This window comes from Rhizobium sp. 01T437 (assembly GCF_056398505.1).
Window position 1 is genome coordinate 267,609 of record NZ_JBFTPM010000006.1, and the last position, 22,096, is coordinate 289,704.

Genomic DNA, 22,096 nt, shown 5'->3' on the forward strand with positions numbered 1-22,096 from the left:
TGTCCTTCTGTGCTTGTCATCGGGGCACGAAGTGAGTACCTACTAGACCGCTTTTGTTCTTTGAGGGGAATCCCGGAATGCGCGCGAACTATCTCTTTACCAGCGAATCTGTTGCCGAAGGTCACCCGGACAAGGTGTGTGACCGCATCTCCGACGAGATCGTCGATCTGGTCTACCGCGAAGCGGCAAAGACCGGCATCAATCCGTGGGGCGTGCGCATTGCCTGCGAAACCCTCGCGACGACCAACCGCGTCGTCATCGCCGGTGAAGTTCGCCTGCCGCCGAGCCTGATGAAGAAGGACAAGGACGGCAACGACGTCATCAACCCGTCGAAGTTCAAAGCTGCGGCTCGTCGCGCTATCAAGGACATCGGTTACGAGCAGGACGGCTTCCACTGGAAGAAGGCCAAGATCGATGTGCTGCTGCATTCTCAGTCGGCCGACATCGCCCAGGGCGTGGACAGCGCCGCCGACCAGCAGGGTGACGAGGGCGCCGGCGACCAGGGCATCATGTTCGGCTACGCCTGCAAGGAAACGCCTGATCTCATGCCGGCGCCGATCTACTATTCCCACAAGATCCTTCAGCTCCTTGCTGTCGCCCGCAAGAAGGGCGAGGGCGAAGTCGCCAAGCTCGGCCCCGACGCCAAGAGCCAGGTGACCGTACGCTATGTCGACGGCAAGCCGGCTGAAGCCACCTCGATCGTTCTTTCCACCCAGCATCTGGACGATAGTTGGGATTCAAAGAAGGTTCGCAGCGTCGTCGAGCCCTATATCCGCGAAGCTCTCGGCGACCTGAAGATCGCCGACGATTGCAAGTGGTACATCAACCCCACCGGCAAGTTCGTCATCGGTGGCCCGGATGGTGACGCCGGCCTCACTGGCCGCAAGATCATCGTCGACACCTATGGCGGTGCTGCTCCGCACGGCGGTGGCGCATTCTCCGGCAAGGACACGACCAAGGTCGACCGTTCGGCTGCCTATGCTGCCCGCTACCTCGCCAAGAACGTCGTAGCTGCCGGCCTTGCCGACCGTTGCACGATCCAGCTCTCCTACGCCATCGGCGTTGCCCAGCCGCTGTCGATCTATGTCGACCTGCATGGCACAGGCAAGGGTGTTTCTGAGGATCAGGTCGAAGCCGCGATCCGCCAGAACATGGACCTGTCGCCGTCAGGCATCCGCCGTCATCTCGATCTCAACAAGCCGATCTATGCCAAGACTTCGGCCTACGGCCATTTCGGCCGCAAGGCTGGCCGCGACGGCTCGTTCTCCTGGGAGCGCACGGATCTCGTGAAGGCGCTCAAGGACTCCGTCAAGACCAAGGCTGCTGCATGACGGATATGGAACGCCGGGGTCGGGCGACCGAAGCCTTCTTCGGTCGCCGCAAGGGAAAAGCCCTGCGTGAACAGCAGGCCGATCGGCTCGCTACCCTGCTTCCGGCATTCATCATCGATCTTTCGGCGGCTCCCCCGGAGCCGCCGAAGAACATTTTCCCTGATCCGGTCGAGAAAATGCGGCTGGAGATCGGCTTCGGCGGTGGAGAACATCTCATCCACCGCGCGCTGGAAACGCCTTCGACGGGCTTTATTGGCGTCGAGCCTTTTGTAAACTCCATGCAGAAGCTGCTTGCACGCGTCGACGAAACGGGTGCGCGCAACGTGCGTGTCTATAATGACGACGCGACGCAGCTTCTCGACTGGCTTCCCGATCATTGCCTCGATCAGATCGACCTGCTCTATCCGGATCCCTGGCCGAAGCGGAAGCACTGGAAGCGTCGCTTCGTCTCCAAGACCAATCTCGACCGTTTTCACCGGGTGCTGAAGCCGGGCGGGCTGTTCTGCTTCGCCTCAGACATCGACACCTATGTGAACTGGACGCTGCTGAAATGCCGCGATCATGGCGGCTTCGAATGGATAGCGCAGAATGCCGCCGACTGGCTGACGCCCTATGAGGGCTGGCCGAGCACCCGCTACGAAGCCAAGGCCCGCCGCGAAGGCCGCTCCTCGGCCTATCTCACCTTCAAGCGTGTCTGACCTACTTAGGTGTGAGCTTTCAGGGCAGATCAGCCATCACGACATCCTCGACGCCTTCGACGGCTTGGCCTATGACAGAGCCGTCGGGCGCGATGATGGCTGTGCAGCCATAGCCAAACCAGCCGTCCGGGTTTTCACCGACGGCGTCGCAACACATGTACCAGCGCTTGGTCCGCCGCGCGCAGGAGCGCATATGCTCCAGTGATTCCTCGCGCCAGATCTCGGCCTTGATGGGCCGCAGCACCATATTGATCGGGCAGCAGATCAGATCCGCGCCCTGCGCAACGAGCCTGTCAGCGGCATCGGGATAGTTGGTGTCGTTACAGATATTGATGCCGAAGGTGCGGCCGGCGCGGCTCCAGACAGGGAAGTCGGTTCCCGGAGCACAGCCGCTCTCGATGGGATAGGCCTTGGCATAGGTGCCACGCAGCACGCCGGCTTCGATCACTACGGCACTGTTGAAGACCGCTTCGCCACGGCGTTCGAAACAGCCGACGATGGCGGTTGCCCTTGTCGGCGCGAGCTTTTCAAGGATCGAAAGGAATGCCGCACTGTCGAGCGATAGCGCACGGCCCTCAACCAGGCTCTGCCGGTAGCTATGTCCCTGGAGATAGGATTCGGAAAAGAGGGCAAGATCGACGCCATGCGCATCGGCCCAGAGCAAATCGCTCAATATCGCATCGGCCGCGGCCTCCGCGTCGTCGAAAATGGGAAAACGCTGGAAGGCGGCTATACGCATGGGCAAGGGACTAGCATGAGTCCCTCGCATCGCCCATTATCATTCTTCACACATGCATTCTAACGGCCAGCCTTGCGGCAGTCCGGTCGTGATCAATGCAGGCTGACTGTTTTCAGCTCGTCTTCGGCAGCCTTGAAGAAGGTGCTAGAGCGGTTATCCGTCAGCAGGATCGGTGTACCATCAGCGCCGAACAATGCCCAGAGATCAACGCTTGGATCGATATCCGGCGCCTCGGGGAAGCACTTGGCAACCTCTTCATTGCGTATTTTGCGGATATAGGCGACCTCGCCATTGCCGATGCCGGCAAGTTCGGACTTGGTCAGACGCGACGTAGCTTCTTTCATCAACATTCCTGTTCCTCCGAGAGAAGGGACCAACGGTTCAACAAACCGTTGTGCTACTGTGAAACCGAAATGTTAATTTTCTTGACCATGCGCGCCGGTTCCGGGCGAATTAGATCCACCGAGAGCAGACCGTTCTTGAGGCTTGCGCCTAAGACCTGCATGCCATCCGCGAGAACGAAGGTCCGCTGGAACTGTCTCGCCGCAATGCCACGATAGAGATAATCGCGCTCGCCCTGATCGATCTGCCGGCCACGGATCAGAAGCTGGTTTTCCTCGGTCGACACATCGAGCTCTTCTTCGCTGAAACCGGCCACTGCAAGCGTGATGCGAAGCCGCTCAGGCGCGTCGTGGCCTGCGGCGATGCGTTCGATATTATAGGGTGGATAACCATCGCTCGCCTTGGAAATCCGCTCGAGCGTCTTTTCCATGGCATCGAAGCCCAGAAGCAGCGGGCTGGCGAAAGGGGTGATACGGCTCATCTTCCAAAGTCCTTGACGCAAGCGACCTCTCCGGACCTCAACATGCAGCATCCGGGTACCGCTAATATGGGAACGACGGTTGCCCGCTGCAAGGCATGATGGCCGCCGGCCAGGCCTCCCATATTTTATGGTAAAGCTTCGTAGGACCGCTTCCTTGACAAAGGACGCAGTGCCCCGCATCAAAACATGCCCCGGTGCACTGTGTTGATTTGCGACGGGAGCGTGAAGACAATGAAAAGGTGCATGCTAGAGCGACGCGCACCAGAGGATGGAACTACCCGGATGGCAGAACCGAGAAAAATCATTATCGACACCGATCCCGGCCAGGACGATGCTGCCGCGATCATGCTGGCCTTCGGCAGCCCCGAAGAGCTTGACGTGTTGGGCATCACCACTGTCGCCGGTAACGTGCCGCTGTCGCTGACAAGCCGCAATGCGCGCATCATCTGCGAGCTTTGCGAGCGGACTGATATCAAGGTCTTTGCCGGCGCCGACCGGCCGATCGCCCGCAAGCTCGTCACCGCCGAGCACGTGCATGGCAAGACGGGTCTCGACGGCCCTACCCTTCCTGAGCCGACGATGCCGCTGCAGGCGCAGCATTCCGTCGACTTCATCATCGAAACGCTGCGACGCGAGCCGGAAGGCACCGTCACGCTCTGCACGCTCGGACCGCTGACCAATATCGGCCTGGCCTTCCAGAAAGCGCCTGACATCGTGCCGCGTATCCACGAACTTGTGATGATGGGCGGTGGCTTCTTTGAAGGCGGCAACATCACGCCGGCTGCTGAATTCAACATCTATGTCGATCCGGAAGCCGCCGATATCGTGTTCCGCTCAGGCGTGCCCGTCGTCATGATGCCGCTCGACGTGACGCATCAGCTTTTGACTCGGAAGGACCGCGTCAAGCGCATGGCCGAAATCGGCACGGCGCCCGCCAAGGCGATGGTGGAGATGCTGGAATTCTTCGAGCGCTTCGACATCGAAAAATATGGCTCGGATGGCGGCCCGCTTCACGACCCGACGACGGTCGCCTACCTTCTGAAGCCTGAGCTCTTCAAGGGCCGGGACTGCAATGTCGAGATCGAGGTAGCGTCGGAGCTGACCGTCGGCATGACCGTTGTCGACTGGTGGCATGTGACCGAGCGCAAGCGCAATGCGAAGGTCATGCGCTACGTCGATGCCGACGGCTTTTTCGATCTGCTGATCGAGCGCTTTGCGCGGATATGATCCGCCAAGATTAGACAGGAGCCAAAAAGGCCGCTCGCGCGGCCTTTCTTAATTGTCAGACGTCCTTTGTCTTAGGCGTCCTTCTCGTCCAGAACCGAGTTGGCCTCGGCTTCCACGAGTTTCGGACCACCCTTGGCGACGCCGACCATGGCCGGGCGCAGCACGCGCTCACCGATGGAGAAACCGGCCTGTACGACCTGTACGACCGTATTGTTCGGCACTTCGGTATTCGGCACTTCGAACATCGCCTGATGGAAGTTCGGATCGAACTTCTGGCCGACCGGCTCCAGCTTACGAACGCCGTGGCGCTCGAGAGCCGAGAGCATGGAACGCTCGGTCATCTCGACACCTTCGATCAGCGTCATCAGGCCGGCGTCGGCAGCAGCCCTGACCTCGGGCGGAATGGCGTCGATCGCACGGCGCAGATTGTCCGAGACGGCCAGCATGTCGCGGGCGAAGCCTGCGACGGAATAGGACTTGGCGTCCTTGACTTCGCGCTCTGTACGGCGCCGCAGATTATCCATTTCAGCGGCAAGCCGCAGATAGCGGTCGCGCAATTCGGTATTCTCGGCCTTCAGAAGCTCAAGCGCATCCGGTTCGCCTGCAACTGCTTCCTTCACGGCTTCATTCTCGACGTTTGCGGCGGCGTCGGCTGTGGCTTCCGCCGCAGCCGCGTCAGGTCCGTTCTTCGTCGTTTCATCAGTCATGACGGTCTCCGGTTCGTGTATTCTCAGATGCGCCCGATATCGATGTTTGGCCGGAAAAAATCAAGTCTGCGTGACGAAGAAGCTAAAATTCCGCCGGTTTCGCGCAAGGGATCAGAGAGATCCGCGTGAAAGGCGCGACACGAGCTGGGCCGTATAGTCCACCATCGGCACGATGCGGGAATAATTGAGCCGCGTGGGACCGATCACGCCGACCGCGCCGACGATGCGGTCGTCGTCATCGCGATAAGGCGCCACAATGAGCGAGGAGCCGGAAAGTGAGAAGAGCTTGTTTTCCGAACCGATGAAAATGCGCACGCCCGGCCCGCTTTCGGCAAGGTTCAGGAGTTCGATCAAGCTGTCCTTCTTCTCGAGGTCATCGAAGAGAAGGCGCAGCCGGTCGAGGTCTTCCGCCCCGCCCACGCCTTCCAGCAGGTTTGCGCGGCCGCGGATGATGAGCTGTGCAGGCTTGGTCTCGTCCGAGCTGCCTGCCCATACGGCAATGCCGCGCTCCACGAGATCTCGCGACAACGCGTCGAGCTCGTGGCGAACTTCATCTTTCAGCCGGCTCAATTGCAGGCGCAATTCCGGCAGCGTCTGGCCGGTCATGTGCGCGTTGAGAAAATTGGCGGCTTCGGTGAGCTGCGAGGAGGTAACGCCCGCAGGCAGCTCGATGATGCGGTTTTCTATCTGATCATGATCGCCGACGAGCACGGCCAGCGCCTTGGTAGGCTCCAGGCGGATGAACTCGACATGCTTCAAAACCGGGTCGCTCTTGGACGTTATGACGAGGCCAGCGCCACGCGAAATGCCCGAGAGCATGCGGCTTGCCTCGTTCATCATCGATTCCACCGGATTGTCGCGGCTTCCGGCCCGGACCTGGCGGTCGATGCTGGCACGCTCCTCGACGGAGAGATCGCCGACCTGCATGAAGGCATCGACGAAGAAGCGCAGGCCGATCTGGGTCGGCAGGCGGCCGGCGCTGACATGCGGAGAATAGATAAGCCCGAGCTCTTCCAGATCGCTCATGACATTGCGAACGGAGGCAGGCGACAGAGACATGGGCAGAAGGCGCGAAAGATTGCGGGAGCCCAAGGGCTCGCCATGCTCCAGGTAGCCTTCGACGATGCGCCGGAAAATTTCCTTCGATCGTTCATCCAGAGCAGCCACGGCATCCGAAATTGATGTCGACCTGTAGCTCATGAACTTTTCGCACCCGCATTGAATGATGTCAGGGAAATATAGCCAATCTGCCCCCCGTGGCAAAAGGGAATTTGCAAATGCACGCAGCCAATCGTAGAAGCGGGCGACGATACGATGCATGCAGACATTGCCCGAGAAGCGCTTACCCTTTTCGGCATCATGTTTCAGGAGAAGAGAATGCGGCCCTCAGGCAGAAAAACAGACCAGATGCGCAAGGTCTCCTTCGAGCGCAATTTTTCCAAGCATGCGGAAGGTTCCTGCCTGGTAAAGTTCGGCGACACACACGTGCTCTGCACGGCAAGCCTCGAAGACAAGACGCCGCCGTGGCTGCGCAACACAGGCAAGGGCTGGGTCACGGCCGAGTATGGCATGCTGCCGCGCGCAACCGGCGAGCGCATGAAGCGCGAAGCTGCTGCCGGCAAGCAGGGCGGCCGCACGCAGGAAATCCAGCGCCTCATCGGCCGCTCGCTGCGTGCCGTGGTCGATCTGACCGCGCTCGGCGAACGCCAGATCACGCTCGACTGCGATGTCATCCAGGCGGATGGCGGCACGCGCACTGCCTCGATCACCGGTGGCTGGATTGCGCTTTACGATTGCCTGCGCTGGATGGAAACCCGCAACATGATCAAGGCCGACCGCGTGCTGAAGGATCATGTCGCGGCGATCTCCTGCGGCATCTTCGCCAACCAGCCGGTGATCGACCTCGACTATCTCGAGGATTCCTCGGCCGAGACCGATGCCAATTTCGTCATGACGGGCGCCGGCGGCATTGTGGAGATTCAAGGCACGGCAGAAGGCACGCCTTTCACCGAGGAAGAATTCTCCTCGCTGATGGGCCTTGCCAAAGCAGGCATTGCCGAACTGGTGGATCTGCAGAAGCAGGCGATCGCCTGAGGCCTATTCAAGCCTCGCTAGTGAATTTCCTTGTCCCTGCTCCCGGGGGCAAGGCCGGACAAGGGGCGGGCAATGGCGCAACCCATCGAAGGCATTCTTGAGACCGCGCTCTACGCAACCGATCTCGATGCGGCCGAAGGCTTTTACGGGACTGTGCTGGGCCTTGAGAAGATCGCACGTTCGGGCAACCGCCATGTATTCTTCCGGTGCGGACAGGGCGTGCTCCTGATTTTCAACCCGGAGGAAACGGTGAAGCCACCGGCACCTGACAGCCTGCAGGTTCCGCCACATGGCACCATCGGAAAAGGCCATGCCTGCTTCAGGGTTTCGGGAGATAATCTCGATGCGATGGCGGAGAAGCTGAAAGCTGCCGGCATCGGTATCGAATCCGAGGTTCACTGGCCGCAGGGCGGCCGATCGATTTATTTCCGCGATCCTGATGGCAATAGCCTGGAATGCGCGGAAGCGAAAATCTGGGGCATGGGGTAAGGATATTTATGCGTAAGCTTGAAACCAAAACTATTGTCGTCGCCAGCCATAATCAGGGCAAGATCCGCGAAATCCAGGATCTGATCGGGCCGCTTGGCTTCACCGCCAAATCGGCTGCCGAGCTCAATTTCATCGAGCCCAAGGAAACCGGGACGACCTTCGAGGAAAATGCCACGATCAAGGCGCTCGCCTCGGCCAAGGCCTCTGGCATGCCCGCGCTTTCTGACGATTCCGGCCTCGTCGTCGATGCACTCGGCGGTGATCCCGGCGTCTACACGGCCGACTGGGCGGAGACAGGCAACGGCCCCCGTGATTTCAACATGGCCATGGAAAAGGTCGAGAAGGCACTGGAAAAGGCAGGCGCCACGAAGCCGGAGCAGCGCACCGCGCGTTTCGTCAGCGTGCTCTGCCTTGCCTGGCCGGATGGCCACACGGAGCTTTTCCGCGGCGAAGTGGAAGGCACCGTTGCCTGGCCGCCGCGTGGAACGCAGGGTTTCGGCTATGATCCAGTCTTCCAGCCAGAAGGCTATGATGTGACCTTCGGCGAGATGAGTGCGGAGGAAAAGCATGGCTGGAATATCGGCAAGCCGCAGGCGCTGTCGCACCGCGCCCGCGCCTTCAAGCTTTTTGTCGAAACCTGCCTGGAAGCATAAGGCCAAGCTTAGAACATGATCGAGTCGCCTGCGCTGATACCCGACGCAAAGCTTCTGCCCGATACCGGCGAACCCGGGTTCGGGATCTATGTGCATTGGCCTTTTTGTGCGGCGAAGTGTCCCTATTGCGATTTCAACAGCCATGTCCGCCATCAGCCGGTCGATCAGGAGCGTTATGTCGCCGCTTTCCTGAAGGAGATCGCCACGGCCCGCCAGATGAGCGGGCCGAAGACGGTGACCAGCGTCTTCCTCGGCGGCGGCACACCCTCGTTGATGAAGCCGGAAACGGTGGACGCGATCATGAACGGCATTTCTCGACACTGGCATGTGCCCGACGGTATCGAGATCACGATGGAGGCCAACCCCTCAAGCGTTGAAGCCGAACGCTTCCGCGGCTACCGCGCCGCTGGTGTCAACCGCGTCTCGCTCGGTGTGCAGGCGCTGAACGATCGCGATCTCAAATTCCTCGGACGACTGCATGACGTTGCCGACGCGCTGAAGGCGATCAGGCTGGCGCGCGACATCTTCCCGCGCATGTCCTTCGATCTGATCTATGCCAGGCCGAACCAGACGGTGGAGGAATGGGAGCGCGAACTGAAAGAAGCGATCTCCTATGCAGTCGATCACCTTTCGCTCTACCAGCTTACCATCGAGGAAGGCACGCCCTTCTACGGCCTCCACAAGGCCGGAAAGCTGATCGTGCCCGATGGGGACCAGTCCGCCGCACTCTATGAGGCCACGCAGGAAATCACCGAGCGTGAAGGATTGCCGGCTTATGAGGTATCCAACCATGCCCGGCCCGGCGCCGAGAGCCGCCACAACCTCACCTACTGGCGCTATGGCGATTATGCCGGCATCGGCCCTGGCGCGCATGGGCGCCTGACGCGCGGGCCAGAAAAGATCGCAACCGCTACGGAGCGCAAGCCGGAAGCCTGGCTGGACCTCGTCGAACGCGACGGGCACGGTCTCATCGAGCAAGAGCGCCTGGGTTTCGACGAGCAGGCCGATGAATTGCTGCTGATGGGACTGCGCCTGAAGGAAGGCGTCGATCTTGCCCGATGGCAGCAGCTTTCCGGCCGCGATCTCGATCCGAAACGCGAAGAGTTTTTACTGGAACACCGCTTCATCGAACGGATCGGCAATTCGCGGCTGCGCTGCACTCCGTCAGGCATGCTGATCCTCGATTCCGTCGTTGCGGACCTCGCCTGCTAAAGCATTCCCGTTATTCTTCGAAACACGGGAATGCTCTATCTCTGTTTTTACGCAGTTCCGGGCACAAAACCGCAGCACACTATTGCTGGAATGTTCTAAGCCGCGTCAAGCAGCGCGCCTCTTTCTCAAATTAACGAGTCTTCCATCGATCGCCGCAAGGCCGACCGCGATCAAGGCCATGCCGATCAGATGCTTGAACTGCAGCTGCTCGCCGAGTGCTGCGGCGCCGAGCAGGATCGCGCTGACGGGGATCAGAAAGGTCACAAGCATCAGATTCGTAGCGCCCGCCGTCGCCAGGATGCGAAAGAAGAGCACATAGGCCACGGCAGTCGAGAGGATCGCAAGGCCTGATAGCGCCAGCCAAGTTTCGGCAGAGGGCATGGCGAGCGTCCAGGGCTGGTCAGCAATCAGCGCAATCGGCAGCATCAGCACGGTGGAAGCAGTGACCTGCCCGGCCGCCGGAATGAGCGGCGCAAGGCCCATCCGGCGGAACCGCCGTCCCCAGATGCCGGCCAGCGAATAGGAGAAGGCCGCACCGAGGATCGCGAGCTGGGCAAGCACGTTCGATCCGAGATCCTTCAAGGCGTCAAAACCGATCATATAGGCCACGCCGGCAAAACCGACGATCACGCCGAAGAGACGGTTTGCCGTCAGCTTTTCATCCACAGTCAGCACATGGGCAACGACCACGGCAAAGAGCGGCGTCGTGGCGTTGAGGATCGAGGCGAGGCCGCTCGCAATATGTGTCTGACCCCAGACAATCAGGCAGAAGGGAATCATATTGTTCAGGAGCCCCATGCCGAAGAAAGCGATCCAGCTCTGCCTGTCGCGCGGCATGGTGTGGCCCATGGCGCGCACGATCAGATTGAGTGCGATAGCGGCAAGCAGCACGCGCCCGGTCACGATGGTGAAAGGTGGCAGCGCCTTTACGAGAATGCCGTTGAAGAAGAAGGAGCCGCCCCAGAGAAGCGACAGCACGATCAGCATGGTCCATTCTGCAGCTCCCATGGACTTCTGAATGGACATAACAATCTCCTTTGTCGATTTTTGCTAAAGTGTTCTTTCCGGCTCACCCGTATCGATTTGCCAGATGTATCAGTTTTTATTAGTATTCCCTGCATCTGACAAACGAGCATTTCTGTCTGCATGATTGAGTTGAGCTAAAGCATGATCGATCCTCTGCCCTCACTGTCGGCCCTGCGCGCCTTTGAGGCGACGGCGCGTCATCTGAGCATGACGCAGGCGGCGCACGAGTTGCACGTCACGCCTGGCGCCGTCAGCCTGCAGATCCGCGATCTCGAAGCCTCGCTTGGCGTGTCGCTGTTCGAGCGGCGAACCCGGCAGATTCTGCTGACGGCGGAAGGCCGGGACTATTTCGCGACGCTGCGCACCGCCTTCCAACTCGTACGCGAGGCGACGGCATCGCTGACCGCACGGCGGCGCGGCAATGCGCTGACGCTCACCTGTACGGCAGGTTTTGCAACGCACTGGCTACTGCCACGGCTTCAGCGGTTCGAGGACATGCATCCTGATATCGATGTGCGCATTAGCGCCTCCCATCGCATGTTCGATTTCGAGCGCGACGGGATCGATCTCGCCATCCGCCACGGGCTTGGCGGTTATGAGGGATTGATCAGCGAGCGGCTGGTGGATGACGAACTGGTGCCGATCTGCACGCCTGCGCTTGCGGCGACCCTTGGCGCCGATCCTTCGCCCGATCTGCTCGCAGGATATCAGCTCATCCATGACGTCTACCGCCGCGACTGGCAGCTCTGGCTGGCCGCAGCGGGCGCCACCAAGGTGGACGCCTCCCGTGGCCCGATCTTCAGTGATGGCAACGGCGCCTTCGAGGCGATGAAATCAGGTTTCGGCGTGGCGCTGATGCGCCGTTCCTTCATTGAGAAGGAACTTGCCGAAGGCCGGCTTGTCGCTCCGTTTCCGCTGGGGCTGACAAGCAAGCTTGCCTACCATCTCGTCTATCCGGGCACAGCGCTGGAACGGCCGGCGGTCGCGGCCTTCCGGCGCTGGCTGCTTTCGGAGGCAAAAGCTTAGAGCATTTCCGTTTTTCTTCGAAATTCGGAAATGCTCTATCTCTGTGTTGCTCAATTCCGGACGCAAAACCGCCGCACACTTTTGCTGGAATTGCGCTAATCCCTGCTCGTAGCACCCGCCTTGAACAGGCTGCCCGTCGGTGTCTTCAGGAACATGTCCAGCGGAATGTGCTCCTGATGCAGGAAGCCATTGGCCGGCAGCAGGCCGTCCCGGACCATTTCGATGACGGCAACCACCGAGGCCGATGTCGTCCAGGCGATTGCCGTACGCCGGGCGCCGGCAATCTCGATCGGATAATAGGCGCGGACAAACTCCTTCCGGCGCAAGGAGCCGTTGATCGTGCCTTCGGCCGCGACATGCACATAGACGACGTCATCATCGACCGGCGGCTTGGCGTTGGTCAGGATCTCGCCGGCGAGCTGGCGTTTGTCACGCATCAGAAGCTCATGGAAGAAGAAATTCATCAGCTCCATGTGGCCGGGATAACGCATCGTCTTGTAATCGAGATTATCGACCTTGCCGAGCATGGTGTCGCACATGGTGCCGAGGCCGCCCGAGGTCGTGAAGGCCTCCAGCTTGACGCCGCCGACATAGATCGTCTCGTGCCATTCCATCGGCGAGACGAGTTTACGAACCCCACCCTCGATGACCTCGCAATCGTTCAGATATTCATTGACCACACCTTCCGGCGACCAGTTGAAGGCATAGCCCAGAAGCCCGGTCGGATGCTGCGGCAGAGCGCCGACGCGCATGCGGATCGAGCGGCAGCGGTCAAAACCATCGGCAAGGCTTGCACCGACGATGCCGACGAAGCCAGGCGCCAGACCGCATTGCGGCGCCATCAGCCCGCGGGCGGTCTTGGAAAGCTCGATGATGAAATTGGTGGTCGGCACATCCTCGGTCAGATCGAAATAATGGATGCCGGCGAGATGGGCGGCCCGCGCCAACTCGATATTCAAATGATAGGGCAGGCAGGACAGGACCGCCTCGACGCTCGACAGCAACTCGCCGATGACGGAGGTATCGGTGATATCGCCTGCCCGGCATTTGAAGGGCAGGTCGCCCACGGGCAGTTGTGCATCGACGCCGATGACCTCGAAGCCGCCCTCATGCAAAAGCGTCGCCGCCAGCCGTCCGACCTTGCCGAGGCCGATCACGGCAATCCGTTCAAAACTCATTGATGTCCTCCCGAACGCCGACGTTCTTCACCGGCGCATTTTTCTCACGTGGGGGCTGTATAGAATAAAAAGCTTATAAAAGAAAACAGCCGGGATTGCTCCCGGCTGTTGAAACGCGGTGCCTGCGCACCGCTTATTCGTTGATGAGGCGCTTCAAAAGCTCGATCTCATGCGACAGCTTCGTGTCTCCCGAGATCAGTTCCTCGATCTTGCGCACGGCATGCAGAACCGTTGTGTGATCGCGTCCACCGAAGCGGCGTCCGATCTCCGGGAAGGAGCGCGGCGTCAATGTCTTCGCCAGATACATGGCGATCTGGCGCGGCTTGACGATGACACGCGTGCGGCGGTTCGAGACCAGTTCCTGTCGCGAGACGTTGTAGTGACGCGCGACGATACGCTGGATATCCTCGATACGCACACGGCGCGGCTCGCCGGAACCGACGAGATGGGCCAGAAGCTCATCCACGCGCTCGATCGACAGGTTCGGCTCGAAGGAGCGGCGGAAGATCAACTGGTTGAAGGCGCCTTCCAGCTCGCGGCCGCTTGCCGTGATGTTGCGGGCAACATGCTGCAGCAGATCGGTCGAGATTTCCAGTGATGGATCTTCCAGACGGGCAACCGCAAGGCGACGATTCAGGATTTCGAGACGCATCTCGTAGTCGGGACCATCGAGTTCGATCGCAACACCACCCTGCAGACGCGAACGGACGCGTGGATCAAGCGATTCCAGCTCCCACGGCGCTCGGTCGCCGGCGACGACAACCTGCTTGGCGCTGTCGAGCAGCATGTTCAGCAGGTGGCAGAACTCGTGCTGGATCATCTTGCCCTGCAGGAACTGCATGTCGTCGATGATCAGAAGGTCGATGTTACGCAGCGAGTCCTTCAGCGTCAGTGCATCATTGTCGCGGATTGCGGTCGCAAAACGCCACATGAAGTATTCGGCCGTCAGATAGACGACGCGCAGGCCGCGCGGGTTCTGCACCGCGGCATTGGCGATCGCCTGCAGCAGATGGGTCTTGCCGAGGCCGACGGTCGCATGGACGAAGAGCGGGTTGAAGCGCACGGCGCCCTGACCTGCTTCCGCAATGGTCTTTGCGGCGGCGAGCGCCACACGGTTGGAGCTGCCCTCAACGAAAGTGTCGAAGGTGAAGCGGGAATCCAGCGGCGAGCCAAAGAGCGGCGAACCGACACTTGCCGGGCGTGCCGCAGCGGCGGCCGAAACAGCCTGCTGGACGATATGCCCCGCCGGCTGGGCAGATGCCGGGCGGCGAAGCTGGGTGGGCTGGGTGACCGTCTCGACGGAGACTGCGTCGTCCAGCGCCTTCGTGCCGGCGCGCGTTGCCGTGCGCACAAGGATCTCGACTTTCAGGATTTCGGGGTCTTCAGCCTGGAACAGGCCGACAATGAGATCGAGATACCGGTTGTTGATCCACGACTTCAGAAAGGTCGTGGGAACGGTGAGACGGACGACACTCTTGGAAACCGAATGAAGCTTGAGCCGTGCAAACCAACTTGCATAGACGTCAGGACCAACTTGTGCCTTCAGACGCGCGCTGACGCGGTCGAAGAGAACACCATGCTTCATCTCGCCCTTTTCTTCCGTTGCGTTCAGGTGAATGGAACCGAAAGACTGCTGTGCAGCTTCCCCGTTATCCAGTGCACCCGTCGTCATCGAATTCATCTGCATAATGCCGCCTTTCATTTCCTCGGGCGGTCATTCGTTGACAGCCGCCCGATCATTCCCCGCTTTGACAAAGCCGGCGGCATCTTCATGAGCCGCTCTCGCATGCCGGTTCACTCAAACACTGTCCCTTTTGGGACTGACACAGAAACCCTTCGGTGGTCGCGGTCATGCGACAACCGTCTCAAAGACTCTATGTCAGGCTGGCGGCCGATCCTCGTTTTCGCCCGCAAGCCCGAACGCAATGCTACACTTTCCCCTGCCCTTCTCCCGGCCTCACGCAAAACGTGTGGCCGCGGAGCGCACAAAACGTCCCGTCCCGTGACAGCCACGTCACGGTACAATGCCGTCGAGTGCGTGAGAAAACGGAAGCTGTCCGCTCCGCTGCAAGTGACACAGAACCATCTTCCTGCCGACTTGGCAGTTTGGACTGACTTCTGCAGGTGATGTCCGCGCCCTTTGCTGGACGCCATTTAGGCAGGATCAAAAGGCAAGATCAACGATGAATTTTACGCAAAATTAAGACGCGGCCATTGACTCCGGCGGGGCCTTTAGGGCGTCACACCAACGTCAAAAAAGAATCGCTTTTGAATCAAGGAGATTCCCCGACCGGGTTATTTTGGACACGCATAAAAAGAAAAAAGAAAAAATCTTCTTGACTCATTTGAGGCCACGGGTTGCGTGACCAGAGTCGCAAGCCTTAAAAAGATCCTTGCGTAAGCCATTGTTTTAAAAGAATTTTTCCTGTCATGCCTCTGACACGAAATCGTCGCCGGATTAACCATACCCACGGCGGACGGCGGAATCGAAAAAGCCCGGTAAAATTACCGGGCTAATCATAACGAGCAATTCGTTAATGAGATATTTAGGCGTTCGCAGAAGCCGAAAGAGCCTTCACACGAGCAGCGAGGCGCGAGACCTTGCGGGATGCCGTGTTGGCATGCACGACGCCCTTGCTTGCGGCGCGCGCCAGCTCGGGCTCAGCGGCGATGAAGGCTTCCTTTGCCTTGGCGGCATCGCCAGCGGCGAGTGCCTCTTCGACCTGGCGAACGTAGGTACGAACGCGCGAACGGCGAGCCTTGTTGACTGCGGTGCGGCGTGCGATCTTGCGGGTCGCCTTTTTCGCCGAAGTTGTATTGGCCATGGATGCCTCTCTCAAGAATTCGAACAAAACTCCGCCATTGCCGCGCTGGCCCTGCGGCCACTCAATTCAGCAATGCGGGAGCATTAGCGGAAAACCTGAGCGGCTTTCCGAACCGTGGGCGGGCATATAACGCTAAAGCCGCGCCACGTCAACGCGCATTTTCAAGGAAAGGCCCCTTTCCCGCCGCCGCCCGCTCACCTGTTCTTGAAGGCCGGTTTACGCTTCTCGATGAAGGCGGCCATACCCTCTTTCTGGTCCTCGGTCGCAAAGAGGCTCTGGAACAGACGGCGCTCGAAACGCAGGCCCTCTTCCAGCGTCGTCTCGAAGGCGCGGCTTACCGCCTCCTTGGCCATTAGCACCGAGGGGTGGGACAGCGATGCGATCTTGGTAGCGGCCTCCATCGCTTCGTCCAGAAGCCGCTCTGGCGCCACCACACGTGAAACGAGTCCCGCGCGCTCGGCTTCCGCCGCATCCATCATCCGGCCGGTCAGGATTAGGTCCATCGCCTTGGCCTTGCCAACCGCCCGCGTCAGGCGCTGCGAGCCGCCGATGCCAGGAATGACGCCGAGTGTGATCTCCGGCTGGCCGAACTTTGCAGTCTCGGAAGCAATGATGAAGTCACAGAGCATGGCAAGCTCGCACCCACCACCGAGCGCAAAGCCGCTGACGGCGGCGATGATCGGCTTGCGGGCCTTGGCAATCTCGTCCCAGCCGCTGATGAAATCGCTCTTATAGACTTCGGCGAAATCGAGCGGCTGCATTTCCTTGATATCGGCGCCGGCGGCAAAGGCGCGCTCCGAGCCGGTCAGCACGATCGCGCCGATCACCTCATCCGCATGAAAGGCCGCATAGGCCAATTTCAATTCCTTCAGCACGGTCGAATTCAAGGCGTTCAGCGCCTGCGGCCGGTTCAGTGTGATCAGGCCGACATTGCCGCGGGTTTCGACAACAAGAGTTTCATAGGCCATGGCGCTCTCCTATTTCTGGCAGGTGGCGCAATAAAAGGTGGAACGGCCAGCCTGCACGATGCGCGAGACCGTACCGCCACAGCCCGGCGTGCGGCAAGCAAGACCTTCGCGATCATAGACGGAAAAGGAGTGCTGGAAGTAGCCGAGCGAGCCATCCGTCTGGATATGGTCGCGCAGCGACGATCCGCCGGCGGCGATCGCATCGGCGATGACATCGCGGATGGAGGTCACAAGCAGGTTCAGCGCCTCCTTCGGCTTGCCCGTCTTCGTCACCAGCGTGCCGGCAGCGCGCACGGGCGACAGATGCGCCCGCCACAATGCCTCGCAGACATATATATTGCCGAGCCCGGCGATGGTCTTCTGGTCCAGGAGCGCGCTCTTTAGTGGCTGGGCCTTGCCGGCGAAACGCTCGGCCAGATAGGCGGCTGACAGTTCGTTGCCGGTGGGCTCCGGCCCCAGGCCGAACAGGAAAGGGTTCGCATCGAGCTTGGAACGATCGGCAATATCCATGAAGCCGAAGCGGCGCGGGTCATTGTAGATAACGCGGCGCGGGCCGCCCTCGCCATCCAGATGGAAGATGGCGTGATCGTGCTTCTCGTCCTTGGAGCGCTCGTGGTGAAAATCGCCCGGCGTGGCCGTCAGCGGCCCCTGCTCGATCCGAAAGGAGCCGGACATGCCGAGATGGGAAATGATCGTCTTGCCGCTGTCGAGATCAATGAGCAGGTACTTGGCGCGCCGTCCGAGGCCGATGATCTTGCGGCCGGAAACCTGGCTTTCGAAATCCTGCGGAAATGGAAACCGCAGGTCGCCGCGGCGCAACTCCAGCCTTTCGATGCGCGCACCTTCCATTGCCGGCGTGAGCCCGCGCTTCACCGTTTCGACTTCTGGCAATTCCGGCATCTTAACCCATCTATATCTAACGTGTTTCAACCGCCCGCGATGTGCGCTATAGCGCCAACGTGCCGCGGGCGGACCGTGGTCCACAGATAGCGCCGCAGCTACGCTTTCGCTATGGTCGCCGCGCGAATTCTTGATGCGAACGGAGTAACTTGATGTCAGACAGCCGGACCTCCGCCGATGGCGGCATGGAAACATCCTACGGCTTCCGCGAGGTGCCGACCGGTGAGAAGCAGGGCCTCGTCAACGAGGTCTTCCACAAGGTCGCCAAGCGCTACGACATCATGAACGACGTCATGTCCATGGGCATGCATCGCGCCTGGAAGGATGCGATGATCGCGGCGCTGAACCCGCGCAAGGAGCCCGGCTATAAGGTGCTCGACGTGGCCGGTGGCACCGGCGACATCGCCTTCCGCATCGTTGAAGCCTCGAACCGCCAGGCACATGCGACCGTGCTCGACATCAACGGTTCGATGCTTGGCGTCGGCGCCGAGCGGGCGGAAAAGAAGAAGCTTTCGGACAACCTTACTTTCGTGGAAGCTAATGCCGAGGACCTTCCTTTCGAGGCAAACAGCTTCGATGCCTATACGATCGCCTTCGGCATCCGCAACGTGCCGCGGATCGAAGTGGCGCTCTCCGAAGCCTATCGCGTCTTGAAACGCGGCGGCCGTCTGTTGGTGCTCGAATTTTCGGAAGTGGAACTGCCACTTCTCGACAAGGTCTATGACGCCTGGTCGTTCAATGCCATTCCGAAGTTCGGTAAGGCGATCACCGGTGATGCCGAACCTTACCAGTATCTCGTGGAATCGATCCGCAAGTTCCCGAACCAGGAGAATTTCGCGGCGATGATCCGCACGGCCGGCTTCTCGCGCGTGACCTATACCAGCTATACCGGCGGCATCGCAGCGCTGCATTCCGGCTGGAAGCTCTGATCCGCATGAGTGCTTTCGGGGCATATTTCAGGCTCGTAAGGGTCGGCTGGATTCTGGTGCGTGAAGGCGTCATTTCGGCGCTGCCTTCGGAAGGCTTGCCGCCATCCGTGAGCCTGGCAAAATCCTTTGTCGGCATGTTTGCGCGCAATCGCAGCAAGTATCAGAAGCGCAGCGACCGGCTGGCACAGGCCGTCGAGCGGCTCGGTCCATCCTATGTGAAGATTGGCCAGTTCCTTGCGACGCGCCCCGATGTGGTCGGCGTCGAGTTCGCCGACGACCTGTCACAGCTTCAGGACCGGATGGCCTTTTTCCCGGCAGCAGCCGCCAAGGCCAATATCGAAGGCTCGCTCGGGCGATCGATCACTGATCTCTACGCGAGCTTCGGCGATCCGATTGCAGCGGCCTCCATTGCGCAGGTGCATCCGGCCGAGGTCGATACGCCGGCGGGACTCAAGAAGGTCGCCGTAAAGGTCGTGCGGCCAGGTGTCCGGGCGCGGTTTGCCCACGATATCGAGGCGATGTATCTCGTCGCCCATATGCAGGAACGCTTCATGCCGGCCAGCCGACGCCTGCGGCCGGTCGAGGTGACGAAAACGCTGGAACAGACCACCAAGGTAGAGATGGACCTGCGCCTTGAGGCGGCTGCCCTTTCTGAGATTGCCGAGAATACCGAAAAGGATCCAGGCTTCCGCGTGCCGAAGGTGGACTGGGAACGCACCGGCCGCGACGTCATCACCATGGAGTGGATCGACGGCGTCAAAATGTCCGATGTCGAAGGGCTGCCGGCTGCCGGCCACGATCTCAATCGGCTTGCGGACACGCTGATCCAGTCATTCCTGCGCCATACGCTGCGCGACGGCTTTTTCCATGCCGACATGCATCCGGGCAACCTCTTCGTCGATTCCGACGGCATGATCGTCGCTGTCGACATGGGCATTGTCGGGCGTCTCGGGAAGAAGGAGCGCCGCTTCCTTGCCGAAATCCTCTACGGCTTCATCACCCGCGACTATATCCGGGTGGCGGAGGTGCATTTTGAGGCGGGCTATGTGCCCGGTCACCACAATGTCGAGAGTTTTGCGCAGGCGATCCGGGCGATCGGCGAGCCGATCCACGGCCAGCCGGCAGAGACGATCTCGATGGGCAAGCTGTTGACGCTGCTTTTCGAGGTCACCGAACTCTTCGACATGCAGACACGGCCAGAGCTCGTCATGCTGCAGAAGACGATGGTCGTCGTCGAAGGCGTCTCGCGCATGCTCAATCCGCGCTTCAACATGTGGAAGGCATCCGAGCCTGTCGTCGGCGACTGGATCAAGAACAATCTCGGCCCCAAGCGCATCGTCACCGATCTCAAGGATGGGCTGAAGGCGGCCGTGAAGCTCGCCGAAGCCGCGCCCGAAATCGCCGCCCAGACAGAGAAATTCCACCATCAGCTTCTGCATATGAGCGAACACGGATTGCGCTTCGATGAGCAGACGGCCGAGGCCATCGGCAAGGCGGAAGCACGCCACAACCGCTCGGCCAAAGCGGCCCTCTGGATCATTGCGCTCACGCTTCTCTATATTGCCTGGATACTGAGCTGATCGGGAAGCAACAAAAGCATGATGTGTTCGGCATTTGGGATATCCCGCCAGACGTGAGGCTCGCTTAGTCTCGCCTCCATGGAGATGAGCACATGAAGCATGAACGCCCCGGAATCGAACTGAGCGGCCAGCCCTTCAGCTTTGCCGAGATGATGAGGATCGGCTCCGGCAAGGTTGCGCTTTCGGCCTCGGAGATCGGTATGCAGCGCGTGAAGATCGCGCGTTCGATCGTCGAGGATGCCATCGAATCCGGCATGCCGGTTTATGGCGCGACCACGGGTGTGGGTGCCATGAAAGATGTCGAGTGGTCGCCCGAGGATCTCGAGGTCTTCAATCTCGGCCTGGTACGCGCCCACCACTTCGGCACCGGCACGCCTTTTTCCTGTAATGTCGTGCGTAATGCCATGGCGATGCGCGTGAACACCGCGCTGACCGGCCAGGTCGGCTGCACGCCTGATCTCATCGACGCCTATATGCGCATGCTGAAGGCAAACCTCATTCCGGTCGTGCGCCGCACCGGCTCGATCGGCTGCGCCGATATCGGCCTGATGGGTCAGATCGGCGCGGTGCTGACGGGCGTCGGCGAGGCGATCTATCGCGGCAACCGCATGCAGGCCGCAGAAGCCTTCCAGGCAGCCGGCATGGAGCCGGTGAGGATGGCGCCGCGCGACAGCCTCGCCTCGCTCAGCGTCAACGCCGTCAGCTTTGCCGCCGCCGCCGAAACGACGCGTAATGCCGCCGCCTCGATCCGTGTGCTGTTGGCAACCGGCATGATGGCCTCAGGTGCGCTTGGCGCATCGCGCGATCCCTGGAGGGCCGTGCGCCATGTCGGCACAGCGCGGGAGGCGCTGATCGGCGCCTGGCTGTGCAATGCCTCGGACGAATGGGAATGGCCGGTCGCGACCCACGTGCAGGATGCGCTCAGTCTCCGCATGATCGCCCAAGTCTTTGGTGCCGTTATTGAGAACCTGCTTTCGACGGGCCATAAGATTCTCGCCGCCACCGGCCGCTCTGACGACAATCCCGTCGTCGTCGAGGGACGCGTGATGACATCCGGCGGCTCGCTGCCGCTTGACGTGACCATCCTGCTGGAATCGGCAGCACTCTGCATGGCGCATGCGGCGCGCAACGCCTTCAACCGCTGTGTCCTGCTTGGTAACGGGCAGCGGCGCGGCCTGCCGGTTAATCTCGTGCCTCCCGGCCGCATCGCCACCGGCTTCGGGCCAATCATCAAGCTTGCGGGCGAAATCTTTTCGCGCGTACTCTCCATGTCGAACCCGGTTTCGGCGCAATCGCTCGTCGTTGCGGCGGGCCTTGAGGACGAGGCGGCCTTTCTGCCACTCGTCATCGAACGTTTCGACCGGCAGATGCGGGCGCTGAAGCGTCTCGCCGCATTGGAAGCCCTGCTTTCGGCACAGGCGATCGATATTATCGGCGATACGCCGAAGGGTGTGGCCGGCATGCTCTATGAGGTCGTACGCAAACATGCGGGCTTCTATACGGTCGACCGGCCGCTTTCGGCCGAGGTCGAGGCAATCGAAGAGGAACTCGGCTCGGATGCGTTCCTCTCCAAGTTGATCGAGCAGGTGCCGATCGCCTCCTTTGACGATTTCTTCGCGCTCGGGTCACTCGAGCGCATCGAGGAAAGGCTGACGCGGGAACCGGCCATCATCTGAATTTCGACCTATCGA

The 22,096-nt window shown here is 60.4% G+C and carries 22 protein-coding genes; 11 read left to right on the forward strand and 11 right to left on the reverse strand.

Annotated elements, in window-relative coordinates:
* Window positions 1-77 precede the first annotated feature (77 nt).
* Window positions 78-1,331, forward strand: coding sequence for a methionine adenosyltransferase (gene metK / locus AC1DM5_RS14340; RefSeq protein ID WP_477819102.1), 1,254 nt, complete (start codon window positions 78-80; stop codon window positions 1,329-1,331).
* The gene (trmB, locus tag AC1DM5_RS14345) at window positions 1,328-2,029 is read left to right on the forward strand and encodes a tRNA (guanine(46)-N(7))-methyltransferase TrmB (protein ID WP_477819103.1); all 702 of its coding nucleotides are present in this window, start codon (window positions 1,328-1,330) and stop codon (window positions 2,027-2,029) included. Before metK ends, trmB begins: the two co-directional genes overlap by 4 nt.
* A 19-nt stretch (window positions 2,030-2,048) precedes the next feature.
* Here the strand turns inward: trmB and AC1DM5_RS14350 are convergent, their stop codons facing one another.
* The 3 genes from AC1DM5_RS14350 to AC1DM5_RS14360 form a co-directional block, all read right to left on the reverse strand.
* Entirely contained in the window at window positions 2,049-2,702 is a 654-nt protein-coding gene (locus AC1DM5_RS14350; protein WP_477819104.1) for a carbon-nitrogen hydrolase family protein, read from the reverse strand.
* 158 nt (window positions 2,703-2,860) lie between these two features.
* The gene (locus tag AC1DM5_RS14355; RefSeq protein ID WP_007814896.1) at window positions 2,861-3,118 is read right to left on the reverse strand and encodes a BQ00720 family protein; all 258 of its coding nucleotides are present in this window, start codon (window positions 3,116-3,118) and stop codon (window positions 2,861-2,863) included.
* 47 nt (window positions 3,119-3,165) lie between these two features.
* A complete protein-coding gene (locus AC1DM5_RS14360; protein ID WP_037100862.1) occupies window positions 3,166-3,591 on the reverse strand; it encodes an Hsp20 family protein in 426 nt (141 codons plus the stop codon).
* A 282-nt stretch (window positions 3,592-3,873) separates the two neighbouring features.
* Between AC1DM5_RS14360 and AC1DM5_RS14365 the strand changes: the two genes are divergently transcribed.
* Window positions 3,874-4,818 (forward strand): nucleoside hydrolase, encoded by a 945-nt coding sequence (locus AC1DM5_RS14365; RefSeq protein ID WP_477819105.1) that lies wholly within the window; start codon window positions 3,874-3,876, stop codon window positions 4,816-4,818.
* 71 nt (window positions 4,819-4,889) lie between these two features.
* Here the strand turns inward: AC1DM5_RS14365 and grpE are convergent, their stop codons facing one another.
* On the reverse strand, window positions 4,890-5,525 hold the full coding sequence (gene grpE, locus AC1DM5_RS14370) for a nucleotide exchange factor GrpE (protein ID WP_477819106.1): 636 nt from the start codon (window positions 5,523-5,525) through the stop codon (window positions 4,890-4,892).
* A gap of 111 nt (window positions 5,526-5,636) precedes the next feature.
* Window positions 5,637-6,725 (reverse strand): heat-inducible transcriptional repressor HrcA, encoded by a 1,089-nt coding sequence (gene hrcA / locus AC1DM5_RS14375; RefSeq protein WP_037070837.1) that lies wholly within the window; start codon window positions 6,723-6,725, stop codon window positions 5,637-5,639.
* A gap of 177 nt (window positions 6,726-6,902) precedes the next feature.
* Between hrcA and rph the strand changes: the two genes are divergently transcribed.
* The 4 genes from rph to hemW all read left to right on the forward strand — a co-directional run bounded on the left by rph (window position 6,903) and on the right by hemW (window position 9,973).
* Complete coding sequence (gene rph, locus AC1DM5_RS14380) at window positions 6,903-7,619, forward strand: ribonuclease PH (protein ID WP_310379476.1); 717 nt, start codon at window positions 6,903-6,905, stop codon at window positions 7,617-7,619.
* Window positions 7,620-7,691: 72 nt separating this feature from the next.
* Entirely contained in the window at window positions 7,692-8,108 is a 417-nt protein-coding gene (locus AC1DM5_RS14385; RefSeq protein WP_477819107.1) for a VOC family protein, read from the forward strand.
* Window positions 8,109-8,116: 8 nt separating this feature from the next.
* Window positions 8,117-8,761 (forward strand): RdgB/HAM1 family non-canonical purine NTP pyrophosphatase, encoded by a 645-nt coding sequence (gene rdgB, locus AC1DM5_RS14390; protein ID WP_477819108.1) that lies wholly within the window; start codon window positions 8,117-8,119, stop codon window positions 8,759-8,761.
* A gap of 15 nt (window positions 8,762-8,776) precedes the next feature.
* Window positions 8,777-9,973: a radical SAM family heme chaperone HemW gene (hemW, locus tag AC1DM5_RS14395; RefSeq protein WP_477975158.1), complete on the forward strand. Its 1,197-nt coding sequence runs from the start codon at window positions 8,777-8,779 to the stop codon at window positions 9,971-9,973.
* A gap of 105 nt (window positions 9,974-10,078) precedes the next feature.
* Here the strand turns inward: hemW and AC1DM5_RS14400 are convergent, their stop codons facing one another.
* Window positions 10,079-10,999: a DMT family transporter gene (locus AC1DM5_RS14400; RefSeq protein WP_477819110.1), complete on the reverse strand. Its 921-nt coding sequence runs from the start codon at window positions 10,997-10,999 to the stop codon at window positions 10,079-10,081.
* A 141-nt stretch (window positions 11,000-11,140) separates the two neighbouring features.
* Here AC1DM5_RS14400 and gcvA point away from each other — a divergent pair, with 141 nt between their 5' ends.
* Window positions 11,141-12,025 carry a transcriptional regulator GcvA gene (gene gcvA / locus AC1DM5_RS14405; protein WP_477819111.1) on the forward strand — a complete coding sequence of 295 codons (885 nt, stop codon included), beginning with the start codon at window positions 11,141-11,143 and terminating at the stop codon, window positions 12,023-12,025.
* Between the two features lie 95 nt (window positions 12,026-12,120).
* On the opposite strand, the gene AC1DM5_RS14410 is transcribed toward gcvA, so the two are convergent.
* The 5 genes from AC1DM5_RS14410 to mutM all read right to left on the reverse strand — a co-directional run bounded on the left by AC1DM5_RS14410 (window position 12,121) and on the right by mutM (window position 17,896).
* A complete protein-coding gene (locus tag AC1DM5_RS14410) occupies window positions 12,121-13,203 on the reverse strand; it encodes a saccharopine dehydrogenase family protein (protein WP_113182158.1) in 1,083 nt (360 codons plus the stop codon).
* Window positions 13,204-13,336: 133 nt separating this feature from the next.
* Window positions 13,337-14,890, reverse strand: a complete 1,554-nt coding sequence (gene dnaA / locus AC1DM5_RS14415) for a chromosomal replication initiator protein DnaA (protein ID WP_477819112.1) — start codon at window positions 14,888-14,890, stop codon at window positions 13,337-13,339.
* 859 nt (window positions 14,891-15,749) lie between these two features.
* Window positions 15,750-16,028 carry a 30S ribosomal protein S20 gene (gene rpsT / locus AC1DM5_RS14420; protein ID WP_113324735.1) on the reverse strand — a complete coding sequence of 93 codons (279 nt, stop codon included), beginning with the start codon at window positions 16,026-16,028 and terminating at the stop codon, window positions 15,750-15,752.
* A 194-nt stretch (window positions 16,029-16,222) separates the two neighbouring features.
* Entirely contained in the window at window positions 16,223-16,996 is a 774-nt protein-coding gene (locus AC1DM5_RS14425) for an enoyl-CoA hydratase (RefSeq protein WP_477819113.1), read from the reverse strand.
* 9 nt (window positions 16,997-17,005) lie between these two features.
* On the reverse strand, window positions 17,006-17,896 hold the full coding sequence (mutM, locus tag AC1DM5_RS14430) for a bifunctional DNA-formamidopyrimidine glycosylase/DNA-(apurinic or apyrimidinic site) lyase (protein ID WP_477819114.1): 891 nt from the start codon (window positions 17,894-17,896) through the stop codon (window positions 17,006-17,008).
* A 152-nt stretch (window positions 17,897-18,048) separates the two neighbouring features.
* Here mutM and ubiE point away from each other — a divergent pair, with 152 nt between their 5' ends.
* The 3 genes from ubiE (at window position 18,049) to AC1DM5_RS14445 (ending at window position 22,081) form a co-directional block, all read left to right on the forward strand.
* Window positions 18,049-18,825: a bifunctional demethylmenaquinone methyltransferase/2-methoxy-6-polyprenyl-1,4-benzoquinol methylase UbiE gene (ubiE, locus tag AC1DM5_RS14435; RefSeq protein WP_477819115.1), complete on the forward strand. Its 777-nt coding sequence runs from the start codon at window positions 18,049-18,051 to the stop codon at window positions 18,823-18,825.
* A gap of 5 nt (window positions 18,826-18,830) precedes the next feature.
* Window positions 18,831-20,405 carry a 2-polyprenylphenol 6-hydroxylase gene (gene ubiB, locus AC1DM5_RS14440; protein WP_477819116.1) on the forward strand — a complete coding sequence of 525 codons (1,575 nt, stop codon included), beginning with the start codon at window positions 18,831-18,833 and terminating at the stop codon, window positions 20,403-20,405.
* Between the two features lie 92 nt (window positions 20,406-20,497).
* Window positions 20,498-22,081, forward strand: a complete 1,584-nt coding sequence (locus AC1DM5_RS14445) for an aromatic amino acid lyase (RefSeq protein ID WP_477819117.1) — start codon at window positions 20,498-20,500, stop codon at window positions 22,079-22,081.
* Window positions 22,082-22,096 lie beyond the last annotated feature (15 nt).